The organism is Pseudomonas sp. D8002, from assembly GCF_013385695.1.
Lineage (GTDB): Bacteria > Pseudomonadota > Gammaproteobacteria > Pseudomonadales > Pseudomonadaceae > Aquipseudomonas.
In genome coordinates, this window is the sequence record NZ_JACAPM010000003.1 from 96,276 (window position 1) to 114,188 (window position 17,913).

The 17,913-nt window shown below is 58.1% G+C and carries 12 protein-coding genes; 7 read left to right on the top strand and 5 right to left on the bottom strand.

What is annotated here, in order from left to right:
- Positions 1–24: 24 nt before the first annotated feature.
- From alg8 to yaaA, 3 genes are all read right to left on the bottom strand, one after another.
- Positions 25–1,506: a mannuronan synthase gene (alg8, locus tag HX807_RS00900; protein ID WP_003216294.1), complete on the bottom strand. Its 1,482-nt coding sequence runs from the start codon at positions 1,504–1,506 to the stop codon at positions 25–27.
- 84 nt (positions 1,507–1,590) lie between these two features.
- Positions 1,591–2,907: a nucleotide sugar dehydrogenase gene (locus tag HX807_RS00905; RefSeq protein WP_003216295.1), complete on the bottom strand. Its 1,317-nt coding sequence runs from the start codon at positions 2,905–2,907 to the stop codon at positions 1,591–1,593.
- Between the two features lie 868 nt (positions 2,908–3,775).
- Positions 3,776–4,555: a peroxide stress protein YaaA gene (yaaA, locus tag HX807_RS00910; protein WP_008435666.1), complete on the bottom strand. Its 780-nt coding sequence runs from the start codon at positions 4,553–4,555 to the stop codon at positions 3,776–3,778.
- 295 nt (positions 4,556–4,850) lie between these two features.
- Between yaaA and HX807_RS00915 the strand changes: the two genes are divergently transcribed.
- The 5 genes from HX807_RS00915 to moaE all read left to right on the top strand — a co-directional run bounded on the left by HX807_RS00915 (position 4,851) and on the right by moaE (position 9,048).
- Positions 4,851–5,975, top strand: coding sequence for a polysaccharide deacetylase family protein (locus HX807_RS00915; protein ID WP_003216300.1), 1,125 nt, complete (start codon positions 4,851–4,853; stop codon positions 5,973–5,975).
- Between the two features lie 349 nt (positions 5,976–6,324).
- Complete coding sequence (locus HX807_RS00920) at positions 6,325–7,719, top strand: PhoH family protein (RefSeq protein WP_008435664.1); 1,395 nt, start codon at positions 6,325–6,327, stop codon at positions 7,717–7,719.
- 164 nt (positions 7,720–7,883) lie between these two features.
- Entirely contained in the window at positions 7,884–8,357 is a 474-nt protein-coding gene (gene moaC / locus HX807_RS00925; RefSeq protein ID WP_008435663.1) for a cyclic pyranopterin monophosphate synthase MoaC, read from the top strand.
- Entirely contained in the window at positions 8,354–8,596 is a 243-nt protein-coding gene (moaD, locus tag HX807_RS00930; RefSeq protein ID WP_003216306.1) for a molybdopterin converting factor subunit 1, read from the top strand. The genes moaC and moaD overlap by 4 nt, the downstream gene beginning before the upstream one ends.
- A gap of 2 nt (positions 8,597–8,598) precedes the next feature.
- Entirely contained in the window at positions 8,599–9,048 is a 450-nt protein-coding gene (gene moaE / locus HX807_RS00935; RefSeq protein ID WP_003216307.1) for a molybdopterin synthase catalytic subunit MoaE, read from the top strand.
- A gap of 68 nt (positions 9,049–9,116) precedes the next feature.
- Here moaE and HX807_RS00940 read toward each other — a convergent pair whose 3' ends face one another.
- Positions 9,117–10,253 (bottom strand): FAD-binding oxidoreductase, encoded by a 1,137-nt coding sequence (locus HX807_RS00940; RefSeq protein WP_008435662.1) that lies wholly within the window; start codon positions 10,251–10,253, stop codon positions 9,117–9,119.
- Between the two features lie 254 nt (positions 10,254–10,507).
- Here HX807_RS00940 and HX807_RS00945 point away from each other — a divergent pair, with 254 nt between their 5' ends.
- Positions 10,508–11,533, top strand: coding sequence for a hypothetical protein (locus HX807_RS00945; protein WP_032899432.1), 1,026 nt, complete (start codon positions 10,508–10,510; stop codon positions 11,531–11,533).
- A gap of 46 nt (positions 11,534–11,579) precedes the next feature.
- Entirely contained in the window at positions 11,580–16,355 is a 4,776-nt protein-coding gene (locus HX807_RS00950; protein ID WP_177049055.1) for an RHS repeat domain-containing protein, read from the top strand.
- 11 nt (positions 16,356–16,366) lie between these two features.
- On the opposite strand, the gene rhlB is transcribed toward HX807_RS00950, so the two are convergent.
- Positions 16,367–17,854 (bottom strand): ATP-dependent RNA helicase RhlB, encoded by a 1,488-nt coding sequence (gene rhlB / locus HX807_RS00955; protein WP_032899430.1) that lies wholly within the window; start codon positions 17,852–17,854, stop codon positions 16,367–16,369.
- Positions 17,855–17,913: the final 59 nt, after the last annotated feature.

Sequence of the window (17,913 nt, forward strand, 5' to 3'; positions counted from 1 at the left end):
CTAGTTAATTCAGGCTTGGCAGGGTCAAACCATCATCAGCAACACGGCGACGAAAATGCTGCCGGCGGAGAAGGTCATGGTCCGAGACGACCAGGTGTTGAACCAACGTTGAAAGCTGGCCAAATCGCGGGTCAGTTTGGTGTCCTGGCGGGTCCAGGACTGTTGATCAAGGCGGAAGAACACGTAGATCTTCACCAGCGCGCCCATGATCTGGTTGTAATAGAGAATCACCGGGTAAGCCGGGCCGATCTTGTGGCCGGAGCACGACAGCAGCAGGGTCAGAATCAGGCGGGTGATGCCGATCCACAGCAGGTAGGCGAGGATGAACGCGCCGCCGTATTTGAAGGTGGCGATGATCGCCACGGTCAGCCCCAGCAGGGAGGTCCACATCGACACGCGTTGATCAAACAGCACGATGCTGGTGAACAGGCCCAGGCGACGCATACCCAGGCCCAGGGCACGTGAGTTCTGGCGCAGGTTGTTGCCGTACCAGCGGAACATCAGTTTGCGGCTGGCCTTGATAAAGCTCTTTTCCGGCGGGTGTTCCACGGTGTGGATCGCGGCGTCCGGTACGTAGAAAGTGTCGTAGCCCAGGCGCATCAGGCTGAACCAGCTGGACTTGTCGTCACCGGTCAAAAACTTGAAGCGGCCCAGGCGCCAGTGTTGCAGCGAGTCGCTTTCCACATCGGCAATGAAGCCCGGGTCGGTGACCACGTTGGCGCGGAATACCGACATGCGGCCGGTCATGGTCAGCACGCGTTTGGACAGGGCCATGGAGCACATGTTGATGTGGCGCTGGGCGAAGCGCAGCTTGTGCCACTCGCTCATGATGTAGCCGCCGCGCACTTCGCAGAACTCGTTGGTGGTCAGGCCGCCGACATTGCCGAACAGCTGGAACCACGGCACGGTCTTGCGCACTACGCCCTCGGCGAGCACGGTGTCGCCATCGATCACGGCCACTACGGCGCGGTTGTCCGGCAGGTGGCGGGAGATGGCGCGAAAACCGAAGGCCAGGCCGTCACGCTTGCCGGTACCGGCGATGCGCACGAAGTCCAGCTTGACGTGGTCGGGCGGGTTCATCCTGGCCCACAGGCTCTTGACCAGCAGCTCATCGGACATTTCCACCAGGGAGCAGACCACGGTGGTAGGGAAGCCACATTCGATGGCCTCGCGGATCACCGAGCTGTAGACCTGGGCCGTGGTCAGCGCGTCGATCCGAAAGCTGGTAACCATCAGGAATACGTGGGACGGGTCTGCCGCCTTGCCCAGCTTGCGCACTTTGCGCCGCAGGTGCGGGTAGACCACGTACAGGAACAGCATGCCGCGAAAGAAATGCGTAGCACCCATCGAGTAGCGCCAGATACCGACGGCGCCAATCAGGAAAATAAAATTCTTCGACTCTGAGTCGAACGTACTCGCCGGCAACAGCAGGGCGAGTCCCATCAGCAGGCTCAGGAAAAACAGCCAGCCGGCAGATTGGAGGAGTACGTGTTTTAACTTGGACATAGGCGTCATTCCGCAGGTGAAGGAGGTTTCAAGCAGCAAGCGCCGGGGATCAGGACGCTTGCCGCTTGAAACTTGCCGTTGCTGTTACCAGCAAATGCCTTCGGTACGGCCGCTCACGCTGGTGGCCTTGGACATGAAGCCCACCAGGTCGACCACTTGCTTGCCGTGGGGGGCGTTGTGCGCCAGGGCACGGAACTTCTCGTCGCGGTTGCCCAGGATGATCACGTCGGAGTTGTTGATCACTTCGTCGAAGTCCGAGTTGAGCAGGGACGACACGTGAGGGATCTTGCCTTCGATGTAGTCCTTGTTGGCGCCGTGCACGCGAGCGTATTCGACGTTGCTGTCGTAGATGCTCAGGTCGAAACCCTTGCCGATCAGCATCTCTGCCAGTTCCACCAGCGGGCTTTCGCGCAGGTCATCGGTGCCGGCCTTGAAGCTCAGGCCCAGCAGGGCGACTTTGCGTTTGTCGTGGCTGGAAACGATGTCGAAAGCGTTTTGCACCTGGGACTCGTTGCTGCGCATCAGCGAGTTGAGCAGCGGCGCATCCACGTCCAGAGAGCCTGCGCGGTATGTCAGGGCGCGCACGTCCTTGGGCAGGCAGGAACCGCCGAAGGCAAAGCCCGGGCGCATGTAGTACTGGGACAGGTTGAGGGTCTTGTCCTGGCAGACCACTTCCATCACTTCGCGACCGTCGACACCTACCGCCTTGGCGATGTTGCCGATCTCGTTGGCGAAGGTCACTTTGGTCGCATGCCAGACGTTGCAGGTGTACTTGATCATCTCGGCGACGGCGATGTCCTTGCGGATGATCGGCGCGTCGAGTTCTTCGTACAGCGACTGCAGAACATCGCCGGAAGCGGTGTCGAATTCACCGATGACGGTCATCGGCGGCAGGTCGTAGTCGGCGATGGCGGTGCTTTCACGCAGGAACTCAGGGTTTACGGCGACGCCGAAGTCGACGCCGGCTTTCTTGCCCGAGCAGTCTTCGAGAATCGGAATCACCACATTGGCCACGGTACCTGGCAGCACGGTGCTGCGGACCACGATGGTGTGACGGGAGGTCTTGTCACGCAGGACAAAACCGATCTCGCGGCACACCGATTCGATGTAGTTGAGTTCCAGGTCGCCGTTCTTCTTGCTCGGCGTGCCGACGCAAATCATCGACAGGTCGGTATCACGGATTGCCTCGGCGAAATTGGTGGTGCCGCGCAGTCGGCCGGTTTGAACGCCCTGGCTTAACAGCTCGCCCAGACCCGGTTCAACGATGGGGGATTTACCCGCGTTGATCAGGTCGATCTTTTCCTTGGAGATGTCTACGCCAACGACCTCATGGCCCCGTGCAGACAGGCAACCGGCACATACCGCGCCGACGTAACCCAAACCAAATATGCTGATGCGCATCGCATTCACCTCATTGTTAATCGTGCCACTAGATGGCCGGAGTTCATGTTTTGAAGCGTCACCCAGGCACTGGGAAGTGCGACGAATAAACGTCGGTATATCCAGTGCAGGCATACTAAAAGTCGAGTGGCTAACTAATGCACTCAAGTTGTGCGCAACTTGGCCTTATTGTTGGGGCTTGCCCTGAAATGCAGCCAGCCTTCCTGGGGAAGGGCCTGGCGCCAGTGCCGCAAGGCGTTGACAGGGGCTTTGAGCCCTTATATATCAACGGCTTGGGTTGTCTCACTGACCCATACAGGTGAGCTCAGCCTTGGCCTTGTCGGAGAAAGTAGTGAAACCTTTGCGTCCGCCTTCAACTAATCAGTTGATGATTTGACCATTTAGTCAAAGTCATATGACAACTTTGCTACTTCCCTTGGTCGCCACGTAAGTCATCTCTTACATCTTCAGAGATAATCGTTACCGGTGGTATGAGCGGTGCTTTAGGACATAGTTCCTGTCCACTCATCCTGTTTCCGGAAATTTCTTGAAATATTAGGAAAGATGGCACTAGTACTATTCTGATAGCACTTGCTATTTAGGCCAGTAGTTGCGGGGAGTTGCGAAGGGTAAATAGTTTTGTGCCACTACTGTTTTAAAAAAGTGGTGCCACTACGAAAAAAATTGACGAATGTCGAGTGAAATAAATGTTAGGGAATCTGAAGAATTATTTTTGACGCCAAATAAATGGCGAATTCGGAATTGGAATGCAAACAAAATGTGGGAGCGGGCTTGCTCGCGAAAGCGGCGTGTCAGGCAATAAAGGCATCGACTGAACCACCGCTTTCGCGAGCAAGCCCGCTCCCACATTTGGATCTTCGTTGTCAGGTTATTCCGGTGCGTGATCGCGCAGGAACACCAGGTTATCCGGCTTCGACTGCTCCGCATTGAAGCGATAACCCTGCACGTCAAACTCCTTGAGCCTGGCCGGGTCGTTGATGCGTTCTTCAATCACAAAGCGGCTCATCATGCCCCGGGCCTTCTTGGCGTAGAAGCTGATGATCTTGTACTGGCCGTTTTTCAGATCCTTGAACTCGGTGTTGATGATTCGCGCATTCAATGCCGGGCGTTTGACTGCCGAGAAGTACTCGTTGGACGCGAGGTTGAGCAGCACGTCATCGCCTTGTTCGGCCAGGGCTTCGTTGAGCCACTCGCTGATGCGGGTGCCCCAGAAAGCGTACAGGTCCTTGCCACGCGCGTTGGGCAGTTTGGTGCCCATTTCGAGGCGGTACGGCATCATCAGGTCCAGTGGCCGCAGCAGGCCGTACAGGCCGGAGAGCATGCGCAGGTGGTCCTGGGCGTAGGTGAAGTCGGCGTCCTTGAGTGTTTCGGCGTTGAGGCCGGTGTAGACGTCGCCCTTGAATGCCAGCAGGGCTTGTTTGGCGTTGGCGGGGGTGAAGGCGGGGGTCCAGCTGCCGAAGCGTGCGGCGTTGAGGCCGCCGATTTTGTCGGAGACGTGCATCAGTTCGCTGATTTGCGCCGGGCTGAGTTCGCGCAGTTGTTCGATCAGCTCCTGGGAGTGGTCGAGGTATTGCGGCTGGGTGAAGCGCGGGGTGACCGGCTTTGACTCGAAATCGAGGGTTTTGGCGGGGGAAATCACCGTCAGCATGAAGTCGTCTCCTTTAATCGTGGGGGGATTCTAGGGGGTAGGGCGGTTTGACTCCACCTATGATGGTGATAGATAGCTGTGCGGTCGTTGGGGGGGCATATCCGTTTCTGCGGTTACGGCGGCTTATGGTTTCGCTCTTACAGCGAGTCACTTTGCAAAAGCGTTCAAAAGTGAGCCGCTGTAAGAGCGGAACCAATACAAGCCATCACTCAAATAACGCATATACACACCAACCCAATAGCGCCCCCACACGATCGGCTATAGTGCCCGACGACTCTGGAAAGGGAGACCCTTCGTGCGAATTGCGCTTTTACTGTCAGCCTGGCTCATCTGCCTGGGCGCCCAAGCCGCCCCTGTGGATGTCGCGACCCTGGACCGCGGCACCTGGCCCGAACGCCTCAGCAGCCCCGCCCTGTTCGACGTCGCCTCACGCGCAGAAATCCTGATGTTCGCCCACACCCTGCTCGCCAGCGAATCCCTCGACGAACCCGCCCTCAAGCAGCGCCTGGGCCTGAAGATCATCAACCAGGCCTCGATCGACGACCTGCGCCGCCAACTCTGGCAACGGCTACTGGAAAACTACACCTTCGCCCAACAAAGCTGCGAACAGGACGCCTCCTTCTGCTACCTGGTGGAAAACATGGACGACCTGCGCGAACAAGCCGCCAAATTCGAAGTCAGCGACAACTCCTTCTATATAGGCTGGGCCGGCCCCAGCCGCGCATTCCACGAGCGCTACCTGGATGAACAGTTGCGCAAGGCCGCCCTGTTCCCCCAGATCAGCAGCGAAATCGCGCGCTTCGGCGACCACGAGCGCAACGGCGACGAACTCAACGACCGGATGTTCCTGCTGACCTTCGACAGCGGACCGTCCCCGGTCAGCGGCAATACCGACTGGCTCGCCGACTACCTGCGCAAACAGAAAATGCACAGCCTCTTCTTCGTGCTGGGCAACAGCCTGCAAACCCGCGTCGAGAAAAGCTCGGCCACCGATGTGCAGGCGCTGTACCAGGGCCAGTGCGTTGGCATCCAGGGCTGGCAGTACCGCTCCCATAGCCACTGGGTCGACTGGCAGTCGTCCATCACCCGCAGCGCCTCCCTGGCGCAAAACCTGATGCCGGAAAACTACCTGCCGCTGTTCCGCCCGCCGTACGGTCAGCGCCGGTCCGACAGCCAGGGATTTTTCCAGTCACAAGGGCTGCAAGTGGCCTTGTGGGACATCGACTCGGAAGACGAACCCGGCAAGCTCAAGGCTGATGAGTCGGCGAACCGCGTGCTCACACTGATGCTGTTGTGGCGGCGCGGGGTGATCGTCTTCCACGACACCCAGGACAAGGCGCGCATCGCTTTACCCTGGCTTTTACACGCCACGGCAGAAAGTGGACTCGGCTGGCAGGATTGCCGCGAAGCGTTTCGCTGAAAAAGCACGAAAAGCCCGGCCCTGTTGGGGCTGAGGTTTTTCAGGGGGGAATTTTGGAGGTATTTCGATACAGGCGGACTTCCGACTTTAACGGTGCAATGCCGGCGCGCCTAGTGCTATTCGTCATCCTGAAAAATAAACTTCAAAAAAGCGTCAAAGTGCTTTTTCCTGTCATGTGTTTTGCGGTATTACGAAGACAGACAGCCGAAACCTGCAACACAGGTGGCGTCTTCCAAGACACCTCTTGTGTGCACCGCACTTGACGCCCCTTAAGTGCGTTCGACGGTCGAATCGAGGCGCAGCACTGTCGCGGTATTGCGTCGACTGGCTCCCACAAAGGTGACCGAGTATGGATGATCATGGACGTAACCCTTCTTCCGACCAGCCAATCCTTTATGTGCTTGATACCAATGTACTGATTCACGATCCAAACGCACTGCTCAACTTCGAAGAACACCACGTCGCCATCCCGATGATCGTGCTTGAGGAGCTCGACAAACTCAAAAGCGGGCACCACAGCGTTGCCGCCGAATGCCGCCAGGCCATCCGCCTGATCGACAAGACCCTCGGCGAAGCCTCCCCCGACGATGTCGAGGTGGGCGTACCGATCCAGCGTGGCAAAGGCGGGCCCAAGGGCTTGCTGTCGATTCTGATGAACAAGCGCAGCGAGCCCAACAGCTTGCTGCCGGAGAATCTGAACGACAACAAAATCATCAACCAATTGATCGACCTGCACGCACGCGACAAGGACCTGCGCCTGGTGCTGGTGACCAAAGACATCAATATGCGCCTCAAGGCACGAGCGTGTGGGATCGCTGCCGAGGACTACAGTACCGACCAACTGGTTGACGACGTGTCAATGCTGTCTCGTGGTTATCACACCATGACCGGCTCGTTCTGGGATCGCGTCAGCAAGGTCGAAACCCGTCAGGACCATGGCCGCACCTGGCACCAGGTACAGCTGATCGACAACCTGCCGGCTGTGCACATCAACGAATTCATCATCGACGAACAGGGTTTTGTGGGCTGGATCAAAGAGATCCAGGTCGACAAGCTGCTGATCCTCGACCTGCATCAGGAACCCCTGTTGCACCAGGAAGCCTGGGGCCTGAAACCGCGTGATATCTACCAGAGCCTGGCGCTGTATGCCTTGCTTGATCCGGACATCCACCTGGTCAACCTGACCGGCGCCGCAGGTTCGGGGAAAACCATCCTCGCCCTGGCTGCCGCCATCGAACAGACCATGGTTACCAAACGCTATCGCCGCATCATCGCCACCCGCAGCGTGCAGGGCCTGGACCAGGAAATCGGTTTCCTGCCCGGCACCGAAGCGGAAAAAATGGAGCCGTGGCTGGGGGCGATCACCGACAACCTCGAAGCCTTGCACATGGATGACGAAAACACCCATGGCAGCGTCGATTACATCCTCAGCAAAGTGCCGTTGCAGTTCAAATCCCTCAACTACATTCGAGGTCGCAGCTTCCAGCAGAGCCTGATTTTGATCGATGAATGCCAGAACCTCACGCCGCACCAGATGAAAACCATCATCACCCGTGCCGGCGCCGGTTCCAAAGTGGTGTGCCTGGGCAACCTGGCACAGATCGACACCCCTTACCTGTCCGCGACCAGCTCCGGGCTGACTTACCTGACGGAACGCTTCAAGGACTTCCCGAACGGCGTGCACATCGCCTTGCAAGGTGTCCCTCGTTCGATTCTGGCCGAATACGCCGAATCTCACCTGTAACCACGGTCAATGTGGGAGCTGGCTTGCCTGCGATAGCATCACCTCGGTGTAACTGACATACCGAGGTGCCTGCATCGCGGGCAAGCCCGACTCCCACAAAAGCCAGCTCCCACATTTGATCGGCGTTGGGTTTACAATCGGAGCTCCTGATCAGGAGTATCCCTGTGCTGACTCATCTCGATTCCCAAGGTCGCGCCCACATGGTCGACGTCACTGAAAAAGCCGTGACGTTCCGTGAAGCCGTGGCCGAAGCGCGGGTGCGCATGTTGCCCGAGACCCTGAAAATGATTGTCGACGGCGCCCACCCCAAGGGCGACGTGTTTGCCGTGGCCCGTATCGCCGGGATCCAGGCCGCAAAAAAAACCAGTGATCTGATTCCCCTGTGCCACCCGTTGATGCTCACCGGGGTCAAGGTCGAGCTCAGTGCCGATGGCCTGGACGCGGTGCGCATCGTCGCCCGCTGCAAACTCTCCGGGCAGACCGGCGTGGAGATGGAAGCGTTGACCGCGGCCAGTGTTGCCGCCCTGACGATCTACGACATGTGCAAGGCCGTGGACCGTGGCATGACCATCGAAACCATTCGGCTGCTGGAGAAACTCGGCGGCAAGAGCGGGCATTTCAAGGCGGACCAGGCATGAGCATCAACGTACTGTTTTTTGCGCGCTACAGCGAAGCGATTGGCCTGGACTCCCTGGAGATGGAAGGTGACTTCGCGACGGTCGACGCTGTACGCCAGGCATTGGCCGGTGACCCGGAATTCGCAGTGCTCAATGAGGCCAGCCTGATGTGCGCTCGTAACCAGGAACTGTGCGACCTTGAAGAGCCACTGCAAGCTGGCGACGAAGTGGCATTCTTCCCGCCCGTGACCGGAGGCTGACCATGGCGATTCGGGTGCAGGCCGAGGCGTTTGATCCCGGCGCCGAGGTCAATGCGATGCATGCGGCCAATGTGGGCGTAGGCGCGGTGGTGAGTTTTGTCGGCTATGTGCGCGACTTCAATGATGGCCTGGATGTGGCGGGGATGTTCCTCGAACACTACCCGGGCATGACTGAAAAGGCTCTCGGCAAAATCGTCGTGGAGGCCGAGCAACGCTGGCCGCTGCTCAAGCTGGAAGTGTTGCATCGCATTGGCGCCCTGGAGCCGGGTGAGCCGATCGTGTTTGTTGCGGCGGCCAGCGCCCATCGTCAGGCCGCGTTCGATGCCTGCGCCTTTGTGATGGACTACCTGAAGACGCGGGCTCCGTTCTGGAAGAAGGAAAACACCAGCGAAGGGCCACGCTGGGTGGAAGGGCGCGACAGCGATCACGCAGCCGCTGACCGCTGGAAATAACGTGTGGCGAGGGAGCTTGCTGTGGCGAGGGAGCTCCCTCCCCACAGCAAGCTCCCCCGCCACACAGGTCAGGTCGAGGCGTGCAGCCGGTGTGGAGAAAGCATCGCTTCGGTCAACCCGAACGCCGCCAATGCATCCGGCAAAGGCTTGCCGCGCACCAGCGCCGCACTGGCCTGGCCCATCGCCGGAGACGTCTGGATCCCGTAGCCGCCCTGAGCCGCAATCCAGAATAATCCCTCCACCTGTGGATCGAACCCGCAGACCAGATCACCATCGCTGACGAAACTGCGCAGCCCGGCCCAGGTCCGCGCAGGTCGGCGGATACTCAGGGTGGTGGCTTCTTCGATGTGATAGATCCCCGTGGCGATGTCCAGCTCTTCCGGTTGCACATCGTGGGGCTCCACCGGGTCGGCATTGGCCGGTGAGCCGAGGAACATGCCCGCGTCGGGTTTCATATAGAACGAACCATCGAGGGCCGCCAGCTCCGGCCATGCGTGGATGTTCAGCTCGGCGGGTGGAGAGAAGACGAACGCGCTGCGACGTTTGGGTTGCAGGCCGATTTTCTGTGCACCGGCCAACTCGCCGATATGGTCGGCCCAGGCGCCGGCGGCGTTGATGATCACCGGGGCGCTGAAGTGTTGTTGGGCCGTGCGCACTTGCCACAGTCCCTGACCGTCGCGGGTCAGTTTCTGCACGTCACTGTCGGTGTGGATTTCTCCGCCATTGCGCCGAATGCCGCGCAGGTAACCTTGATAGAGCGCATCGGTATCGATGTCACACACGGTCGGGTCGTAGATCCCGCCATGGACTTTTTCCCGGCGCAGGATCGGCATCATGGCCATCGACTCCTCGACGTCGAGCAGTCGCGTTTCTGGCACAAGGGCTTTGGCACTCAGGTACTGGCGCTGCAACTCACCGGGGTCGCCAATCAAGTCCACCAGCAATTCGCCCCGTGGGGTGAGCAATGGGTGTTCGGCAAAGCCTGCGGGCGGCTGATCGAAGAAGGCGCGGCTGCCCAGCGTCAGTGCGCGGACCTGGGGCGTGCCATAGGCGGCGATGTACAGGGCGGCGGAACGGCCGGTGGAGTGGTAACCCGGCATCGACTCGCGTTCCAGCACGATGACGCGGGCATGGTGTGACAGCCAGTAGCCGGCGGATGCGCCGGCGATGCCACCGCCGATGATGAGGTAGTCGGCCTGGTTCATGTGTTCCTCCTGGATTTGAAAATGCTGAAACCAAATGTGCAGGCTTGCTTGCTCCCCCACAAGCCCACTTTCACATTTATATTCAGCCTGGCGATAAAGCAGGAAATCGCTATTTCCTTTTGACCTGAAAACTCCGGAAAAACTGTTATTTCTAACAGTAGGCGGTCCCTTCTATAAAGCGCTTACTTGCATCAGGCCGGTACAAGATGTGGCGTTGATGATAACTGTTCTCTATGTTGGATAAGGAGAAGGAAATGAAAGCGGAAGATCCCAATGTTCGTTTAAAAACGTTTGATATTGAATTCCCTCGCGATGGTGGCAATGTAGTTAATAATGAGGTGTATCTGGGTGGCAAACAGCAATGTCAAGTCAATATAATTGTCCAAAAGGAGAGGAGAAACGCTGAAGGTATATGGGAGCTGGCAGCCTTTGAGGCGACGGAGCTTGAAAGTGCCACGGTGGTTGAGTATTCCACAAACCCAGAAGCGACGATTCCGGCCGGATGGTATTGTGATACAAAAAGGAACGAATTTAACATGGGTCGGTGGTCGGGGGTGCTTGAGGAACCCAGCATGGCTACAGCCCCTTCTAACCCTATTATTCAGCCGATGCCCGGTATTGGTCCGCTCGAAAATGAGAAGCGATACCTGAGGTGTGATCTGAGATCAACTGGTAATCAGCAGTTTATGGCAAAAATTACGGTGGGACGTAAAACATATACAACCAATATGGAGAGAGATAATGTTAATTATCAATCATCTGTCACTGTTAAGTGTCAAGAGCCCTATACATTGTCTGCTGAGCGGCTCGATCATTGGGCTGATACCGACGCCTTTTCAGTGCAGGGTGTGGATGTGGATATTTATTATTGGACGCCACCCCTTGGGTTGAGATTTGTCGAGAATATACCTCCGACTGATCCCGTAAAATTAAAAGATCCATCTGTTCAGGGGGATCACTTTGATATTTACTACACTCGGGACATTGGGCACGGTATTAGACAGATCGGCGGTGTCATACGGGGTAATACTGTTGGAAACATCACAATGAATAGCCTGCTGAAAAAATCTTCAGGGGGAAATGAACTAATTCCTGCGAACAAGCGCAATACCATCATGCGTGCTGCGCGAGTCAAGGCCTGGTTGAATAACCCCAACACCGATCAACAAGGGGCCAGTATTTGGACAATGGTCGATAGTTATGGCTGCTCGCATCACTATTACCTGACCGAGACCGACAATTACAATGTGATGGTGCTGCGCGCCACTTCAAAACCCTGACGTTCCAGGCATTTCATCCCCTCTCCAAGTGCGAAGCGGTGGACCTATGGACATCTATTCGAACGCGTTTAATTTCAGCGCCCACCTCGGCGGTTCGGTTGACCTGCGTACCGGGCAGTATGGGTGTCTGGTTCGTTTGGCAGTCTTGAGCCCAAAAGGGCCGTTAGAGATCAGCCGAGAGATTGCCTTGGCGTTCTCGATGATGGATACCCGCAACAGTGGCTACGGTAAAGGCTGGAGCTTGTCGAATACCGAATTTGACCCGAACAGCTTCAAGCTTACGCTACTCAACGGTGAACAATATCTAACCCAAGGGCTGCCCTCCGTAGGGGACAATGCTGTTATTACCGACCATAAGTTGAAGGACCTCACCATAAAACGGGTTGCGCAAAATACGCTGCACGTAATTTACAAGGATGGCACTGTCGAAATCCTGCGTCCCCTCAGCATTCCCGGTCCCTATAAGATCAGTGCCATCCAGTTCGAAAATGGCGAGCGGCTGACCTTCCGGTATGGCGGTAATAACTTATTGCAGAGCATTGTTGACGATAAAGAAACCGACCTGTTGATGTTGAAGTATTCCGCCGGATCGCTGGTAACCGCCGATACACTAATTGATGGTAATTGTTATGCCCGTACGCGATTTGAATATACTCATATCGACAATCAACTGACCAAGGTCACGGTTCCTTATGACTTGGCCGGGCCAGTCGCAAGTGAGGCCTATTCGTTTCAGTACCTCAGGTTGCCTGATGCAATGGTAGCTATTTCGCAGGTTATGACACCCATGGGGGGGCAGGAGATAATTCGGTATAACTCAAATGGGCATCAATACGATGCCCGTTTGTATATTCCGGTCGTCACCTACTGGGAGCAAAACCCCGGACGCGGGCAGCCCTCTGTCGTCCGCTCTTATAACTACAGTCCCAACCGTAACTTCACGGGATATCCTCTTAATGGCGGATTTCGCCAGGGCCAGGATAATTTGTATCGGGTGGATAGCGAGTACGCTTATTGGGCGGAAGAAACTTACGTTGATAATAATGGCAAGTCCCTGCGGTCTACCCGCGCCACTTATAATCGTTTTCACCTGTTGACTGAGGAATTAATGCTAGCCAATGGCAGCCAGGTCAAAACCGAGACTGTCTACAATGAAGTTCGGGGCGTCCAGTTTCCAAATCAGCCCGCCAATCTCCAACTTCCGAGCCGCATCACCAAGACCTTTGAGCTGTATCCCCAGGGTGGCAAACCCCCAAGGGCGGAAGTGGTCAGTATCACCACCGATGACTTCGGCAACGAACTAAGCCGCACCGAGGCCTCCGGCGTACGCACCGAATACACTTATTACCCGGTGACCGGCGAGCCCCGAAGATGCCCTGCCGACCCCCATGGACTCTTTCAACGTTACCTGAAGCTGGAAAAGCTTTTCCCGGCCAGATCGACCACTGCGACTCGGACCACTGAACATTCCCACACCGACGTCTCGATAACGGGGGGCGGCTACTTCGTCATGCCGCTTGCCATCAACCTTGAAGGGGGCACCCATACGTCTTATACCTATCATTCTGCGGCCGCCAACCCCGCCCTGCATGGTCGCTTGAAAAGCTCCACGACGACGATCGACAAACTCTCTCTGGTCTCCGATTTCACCTGCACCTTCAATGGCGACTCGATCACCGAAGTCCGGAGCTTGAAGGGGCGTGAGCCTGGTCAATGGCTCGAGTCCGCGCGCACGTGGTCACTGACCAATCAGCGTCTGCTCGACATGACACGTGATGCCGTCGGCAGCCTGGCGATGACGTACGATGTCAGTGGGCGGCTGACATCGGAAACCGCCGCGCCAGGCAAGCCCCAGATGGCCCGACGTCGTTATGCCTATCACTTTTCGGCCGGGGCCAAGATGGCCCATTTGGTCACCACGGACGCACAAGGCACCGTGCTCTTCACGTATTTCGATGGCATGGGACGCCAGCTCTCTGCTGCGCAATCGCTTGATGGCATCGCGGACAATGACAGGCTTCTGGGTTCCTGGGCGTACGACGCACTCGGGCGGCTCGTGAAGCAAACCCGTCTGGATTATCTGGGTGATGGGCCGCGTACATTGAAAACCAGCCACGCCTATAACATTTGGGGCAACCCGTGGACGGTAACTCAACCCGATGGTCGGGTATTGATCGATGAATATGACCCGCTCCTCAACCGCCGGGTGACGGGTGTGCAAGGTGACGCGCAACTGGAAACCTGGTTCAACGAACACAATCAACCGGCACGGGTTGAGCGGGTGAGCGTTGGCGGTGCGCGCATTGTGGTGGAAACCCGTACTTATGACGGGCTGGGCCGCTGCACGGAGCGCATCGATGCCAGGAAGACCAAGACTGAATACGCCTATGACATTTTTGATCGTGTGGTGCGCAGCCTGGAAACCCCATCCGACGGAACGCCGCCCCGTGAGCGGTTGACGACGTATGCGCTTGGCACCAGTGAGCCAATGGTGCGCACCCTCACCGTAGACAGCAAGCTGCTTGGCACGCGTGAATACGACAGCCTGGGCCGCGTCATTTCCCAAGCGCGTGGCAACGCAACAGCCACGACCTGGGAGTACAAGCCCAACCAGGTTGCGCCAGTGGCGGTGACTTCGCCGCGCGGTGACCGCCAGGAGTACCGGTATGACCTCGAGCTGGAAACATTGACGGGCGTCCAGATGGCAGGGCATGCGCCGATAGACCTTGAGTACGACCCCATCAGTGGCGCGATGCGACAATCCCTTACAGCCGGGCTCAAGCATGAGATGAGTTACGACGAGAACGGCTATCTCGCCAAGGAAGTTCAGACGCTGGGCAATCAGGCATTGACTAGCCTGACCAGCTACTCACCGGGTGGGCGGCTGTTGCGGCATACCTCGGCGGATGGGCAGCGCAGTGACCTGAAATATGACCTGTTCGGACGCCTCCAACAGACAACCACCGGTTTTATCGGCACGATCCAGGCTTACGACAGCCTGGGGCGCCCATCGGCGCGAACCCTCAGTTACCAATTCATGCGTCTTACCGACTCGGTGGTCTATGACGCATGGGGGCGTGAGTCAGAACGTAAGCTGGATCAGTTCGGTGCGCTACTGCAGAACATCGTCAGCACCTATTACGACGATGGCCTGCTGGCCACTCGCACGTTGAAAGATGCGAATGACGTCGTGGTCACGGGCGAGACGTTCACTTACGATGGTTATTCGCGGCTCAAATCCTATGTGTGCGACGGCACGCAATTCCCCATGGATCGATTGGGTCGGGCGATCAAGCAGCAGTATTTCAGTTACGACGGTCTCGATAATATGACCGAAGTGCAGACGACATTTACCGATGGCGGTAGCGACCGTAGCGAGCGTTTTTTCCAGGGTCAAGATCCTGCTTGCCTGACGCGCGTAACCCACACTAACCCGGTGCAAAACCAGACCCTGAGCTATGACGCCTCCGGTAATTTGCAGCAGGGCACCTACAGCCGCAGCTTTGCGTACAACGGTTTTGACCAGCTCACTGGTGTGCAGGTCGACGCCCTCAGGTACAGCTATCAATACGACGGCGAGGCACGCCAGGTGCTTGCTGCGCGAGGCAACGAAGCCCCCGTGATGCTGGCCTATGCCGGGGATCGGCTCGACACGCTGGTGGAGGGCAGTAAACGGGTGCATTACGTGCGCGACGGCGACCAGGTGCTGGCCTACCGTGATCACGGTAATCGCGAGCAACTACTGGTCAATGACGGCGCTGGCAGTGTCCGCGGTGTGGTGGCGCCGGGCATGGAGCAGGTGCGCCGGCAGTACGCGCCCTACGGTGACGCCAGGATCGCCTTGGCAGATGGCACGCCTCCTTCGATGGTCCATCTGCAACTGCCCGCATACAATGGCGAACGGCTGGACGTACCGGTCAACCTCTATCACCTGGGTAATGGGCGCCGTGCCTATGATCCTGAACTCATGGTGTTTCTCTCTCCTGATCCCCTCAGTCCTTTTGACGAGGGCGGGATCAACAGCTACGCCTATTGTGGCGGTGACCCGGTGAATTGGTCGGACCCCAGCGGCCTCTTCAGTTTTCCAACATGGGCCCGGTGGGCACTGACCGGTGTTGCACTGGGCATGTCGGTGGTCACCGCTGGGCTTGCAACTGCGGGCTTGCTCGCTGCCATCAGCGCTCAAGCCGCTGTACTGACCATTGCCGGCAAGAGCGCGCTGTTGGTAGCCTCAGGCGCGGCCTCGGTAGGTGGGACGTTGGGGATTGCCGCACTGAGCGTTGAGGCGGTCGACAATCAGATGGGCTGGGATCGCTCCAGTCAAATCAACGTCCTGAACTGGGCATCGCTGACCTTTTCAGCGGTGGGTGTCGCGGCCAGTTTAGGGGGCGCAGGCATAGCGGCGACGGGCGCTTCCCGGGCGGTTGAAGTCGCCGCAAGCCCGGCGGTCCGAAGCTTCAGTCTATTGAGTTCCCAAGCAAGGGCCGGATTGCAGGCCGCTGGCAAGTTGCTGACCGGTGCTTCTTACAAGTTCTTCAATGACATTACGCTGCCAAGCCAAGCCTGGGGGGTGACGCGTTTTGGCTTGCGCGTGGTCAATCTGTACCGCTCGGTCGACGGTCGGATCAGAAAGCGCCAGCCGGCAGCCCCTATCGGGGGCGATGCCGAGAACTTGCAGCAGCCACTGGGGCAGCCGCAACCCCAGCCTCAGGCCCATCGTCTTGTCGATATGTCGGGCAGCAGCTTCACTTTCCATGAGGCCTTTTCGCAGGAGGCCTCGCGTGTTCGCCAACCCATCCTGGCCGAATGGAATTCGGCCTGAGGTCTTCCAGCTTAAGGGCGTTTGCGCTCCACCGGACGCAACAAATGCGTCGGCGGCGTTTCGCAGCTGATCTTGCGGCCCAGCAAGGTTTCGATCGACGGCAACTGATACGAGTCGTCTTCACCGGCAAAGCTGATGGACACGCCCGCCGCGCCCGCGCGGCCGGTACGGCCAATCCGGTGCACGTAGTCGTCCGGCACTTCCGGCAGGGTGAAGTTGATCACGTGGCTGATGCCATCGATGTGAATCCCGCGTCCGGCCACGTCGGTGGCCACCAGCACGCGAATCTTGCCTTCGCGGAAACCTTCCAGGGTCTTGATGCGCTTGTGCTGCGGCACGTCGCCGGACAGTTGCGCGGCATTCACGCCATCACGCACCAGGCGTTCTTCGATGCGGCGCACTTCGTCCTTGCGGTTGGCAAACACCATGACCCGCTCCCAACCGTTGTCGTTGACCAGGTTGTAGAGCAGCTTGTATTTGTCGGCACCGGCCACGGCATAGATATGCTGTTCGACGTTCTCGCTGGCGACGTTGAGTGCCTCGATCTCGACGATGGACGGGTCGGTGGTCCACTGCTTGGCGAGGTTCATCACGTCTTCGGTGAAGGTCGCGGAGAACAGCAGGGTCTGGCGCTCGTTTTTCGGCGGGGTCTGGCGAATGATCTGACGCACTTGCGGGATGAAGCCCATGTCGAGCATGCGGTCGGCTTCGTCCAGCACCATCACTTCGACCATGTCCAGGTGCACGTCGCCGCGCTGGTTGAAGTCCAGCAAGCGCCCCGGCGTGGCCACCAGGATGTCGCAGTGGCGCGCTTCCAGGTGCTTGAGCTGCTTGTCGAAGTCCATCCCGCCAACAAACGTCATCACGTTGAGGCCGGTGTACTTGGTCAGGTCGGCGGCGTCCTTTGCGATCTGTACCACCAGCTCCCGGGTCGGGGCGATGATCAGGGCGCGGGGCTCACCCATATAGCGCTCTTTCGGCGGCGGGGTTTGCAGCAGCTGGGTGATGATCGAGATCAGGAAGGCGGCGGTCTTGCCGGTACCGGTCTGGGCGCGACCGATGGCGTCTTTGCCGGCGAGGGTGAAGCCCAATACCTGCGCCTGGATCGGCGTGCAGTACGGGAAACCCAGGTCCTGGATGGCGTGCATCAGTTCCGGGGCGAGTTTGAAATCATGAAAGCGGGTTTTGCCTTCCTGGGGTTCGACGGCGAAGTCTTCCAGTTTCCAGGGAATAACCACAGGTTTGGGCGCGCGTTCACGGCGCGGCTTTTCCTGGCGTGGCTCCTGGCGTGGTTGGTCGGCGGCTGGCTCTTCAGCGACGTTAACCGTGGCGGGTGTGGTCACCGGCTCTTTTTTTGGCGAGGCTACAGGTGCGGTCCGGCCAGGCTGCTGGCCGTCATTGCGGCTGCCTTGAACGTGGGCGGGGGCACTGGAACCTGGCGCGAGCTGCTCAGCCTCGCTTTTACCGAACATCTTCTTGAGTGCTTTGAGCACGGTCATCTCATCAATTGGTTAAGGAATGTACGCCGGCCAGTGTAATGCAAGAATCGGGCGCGGCG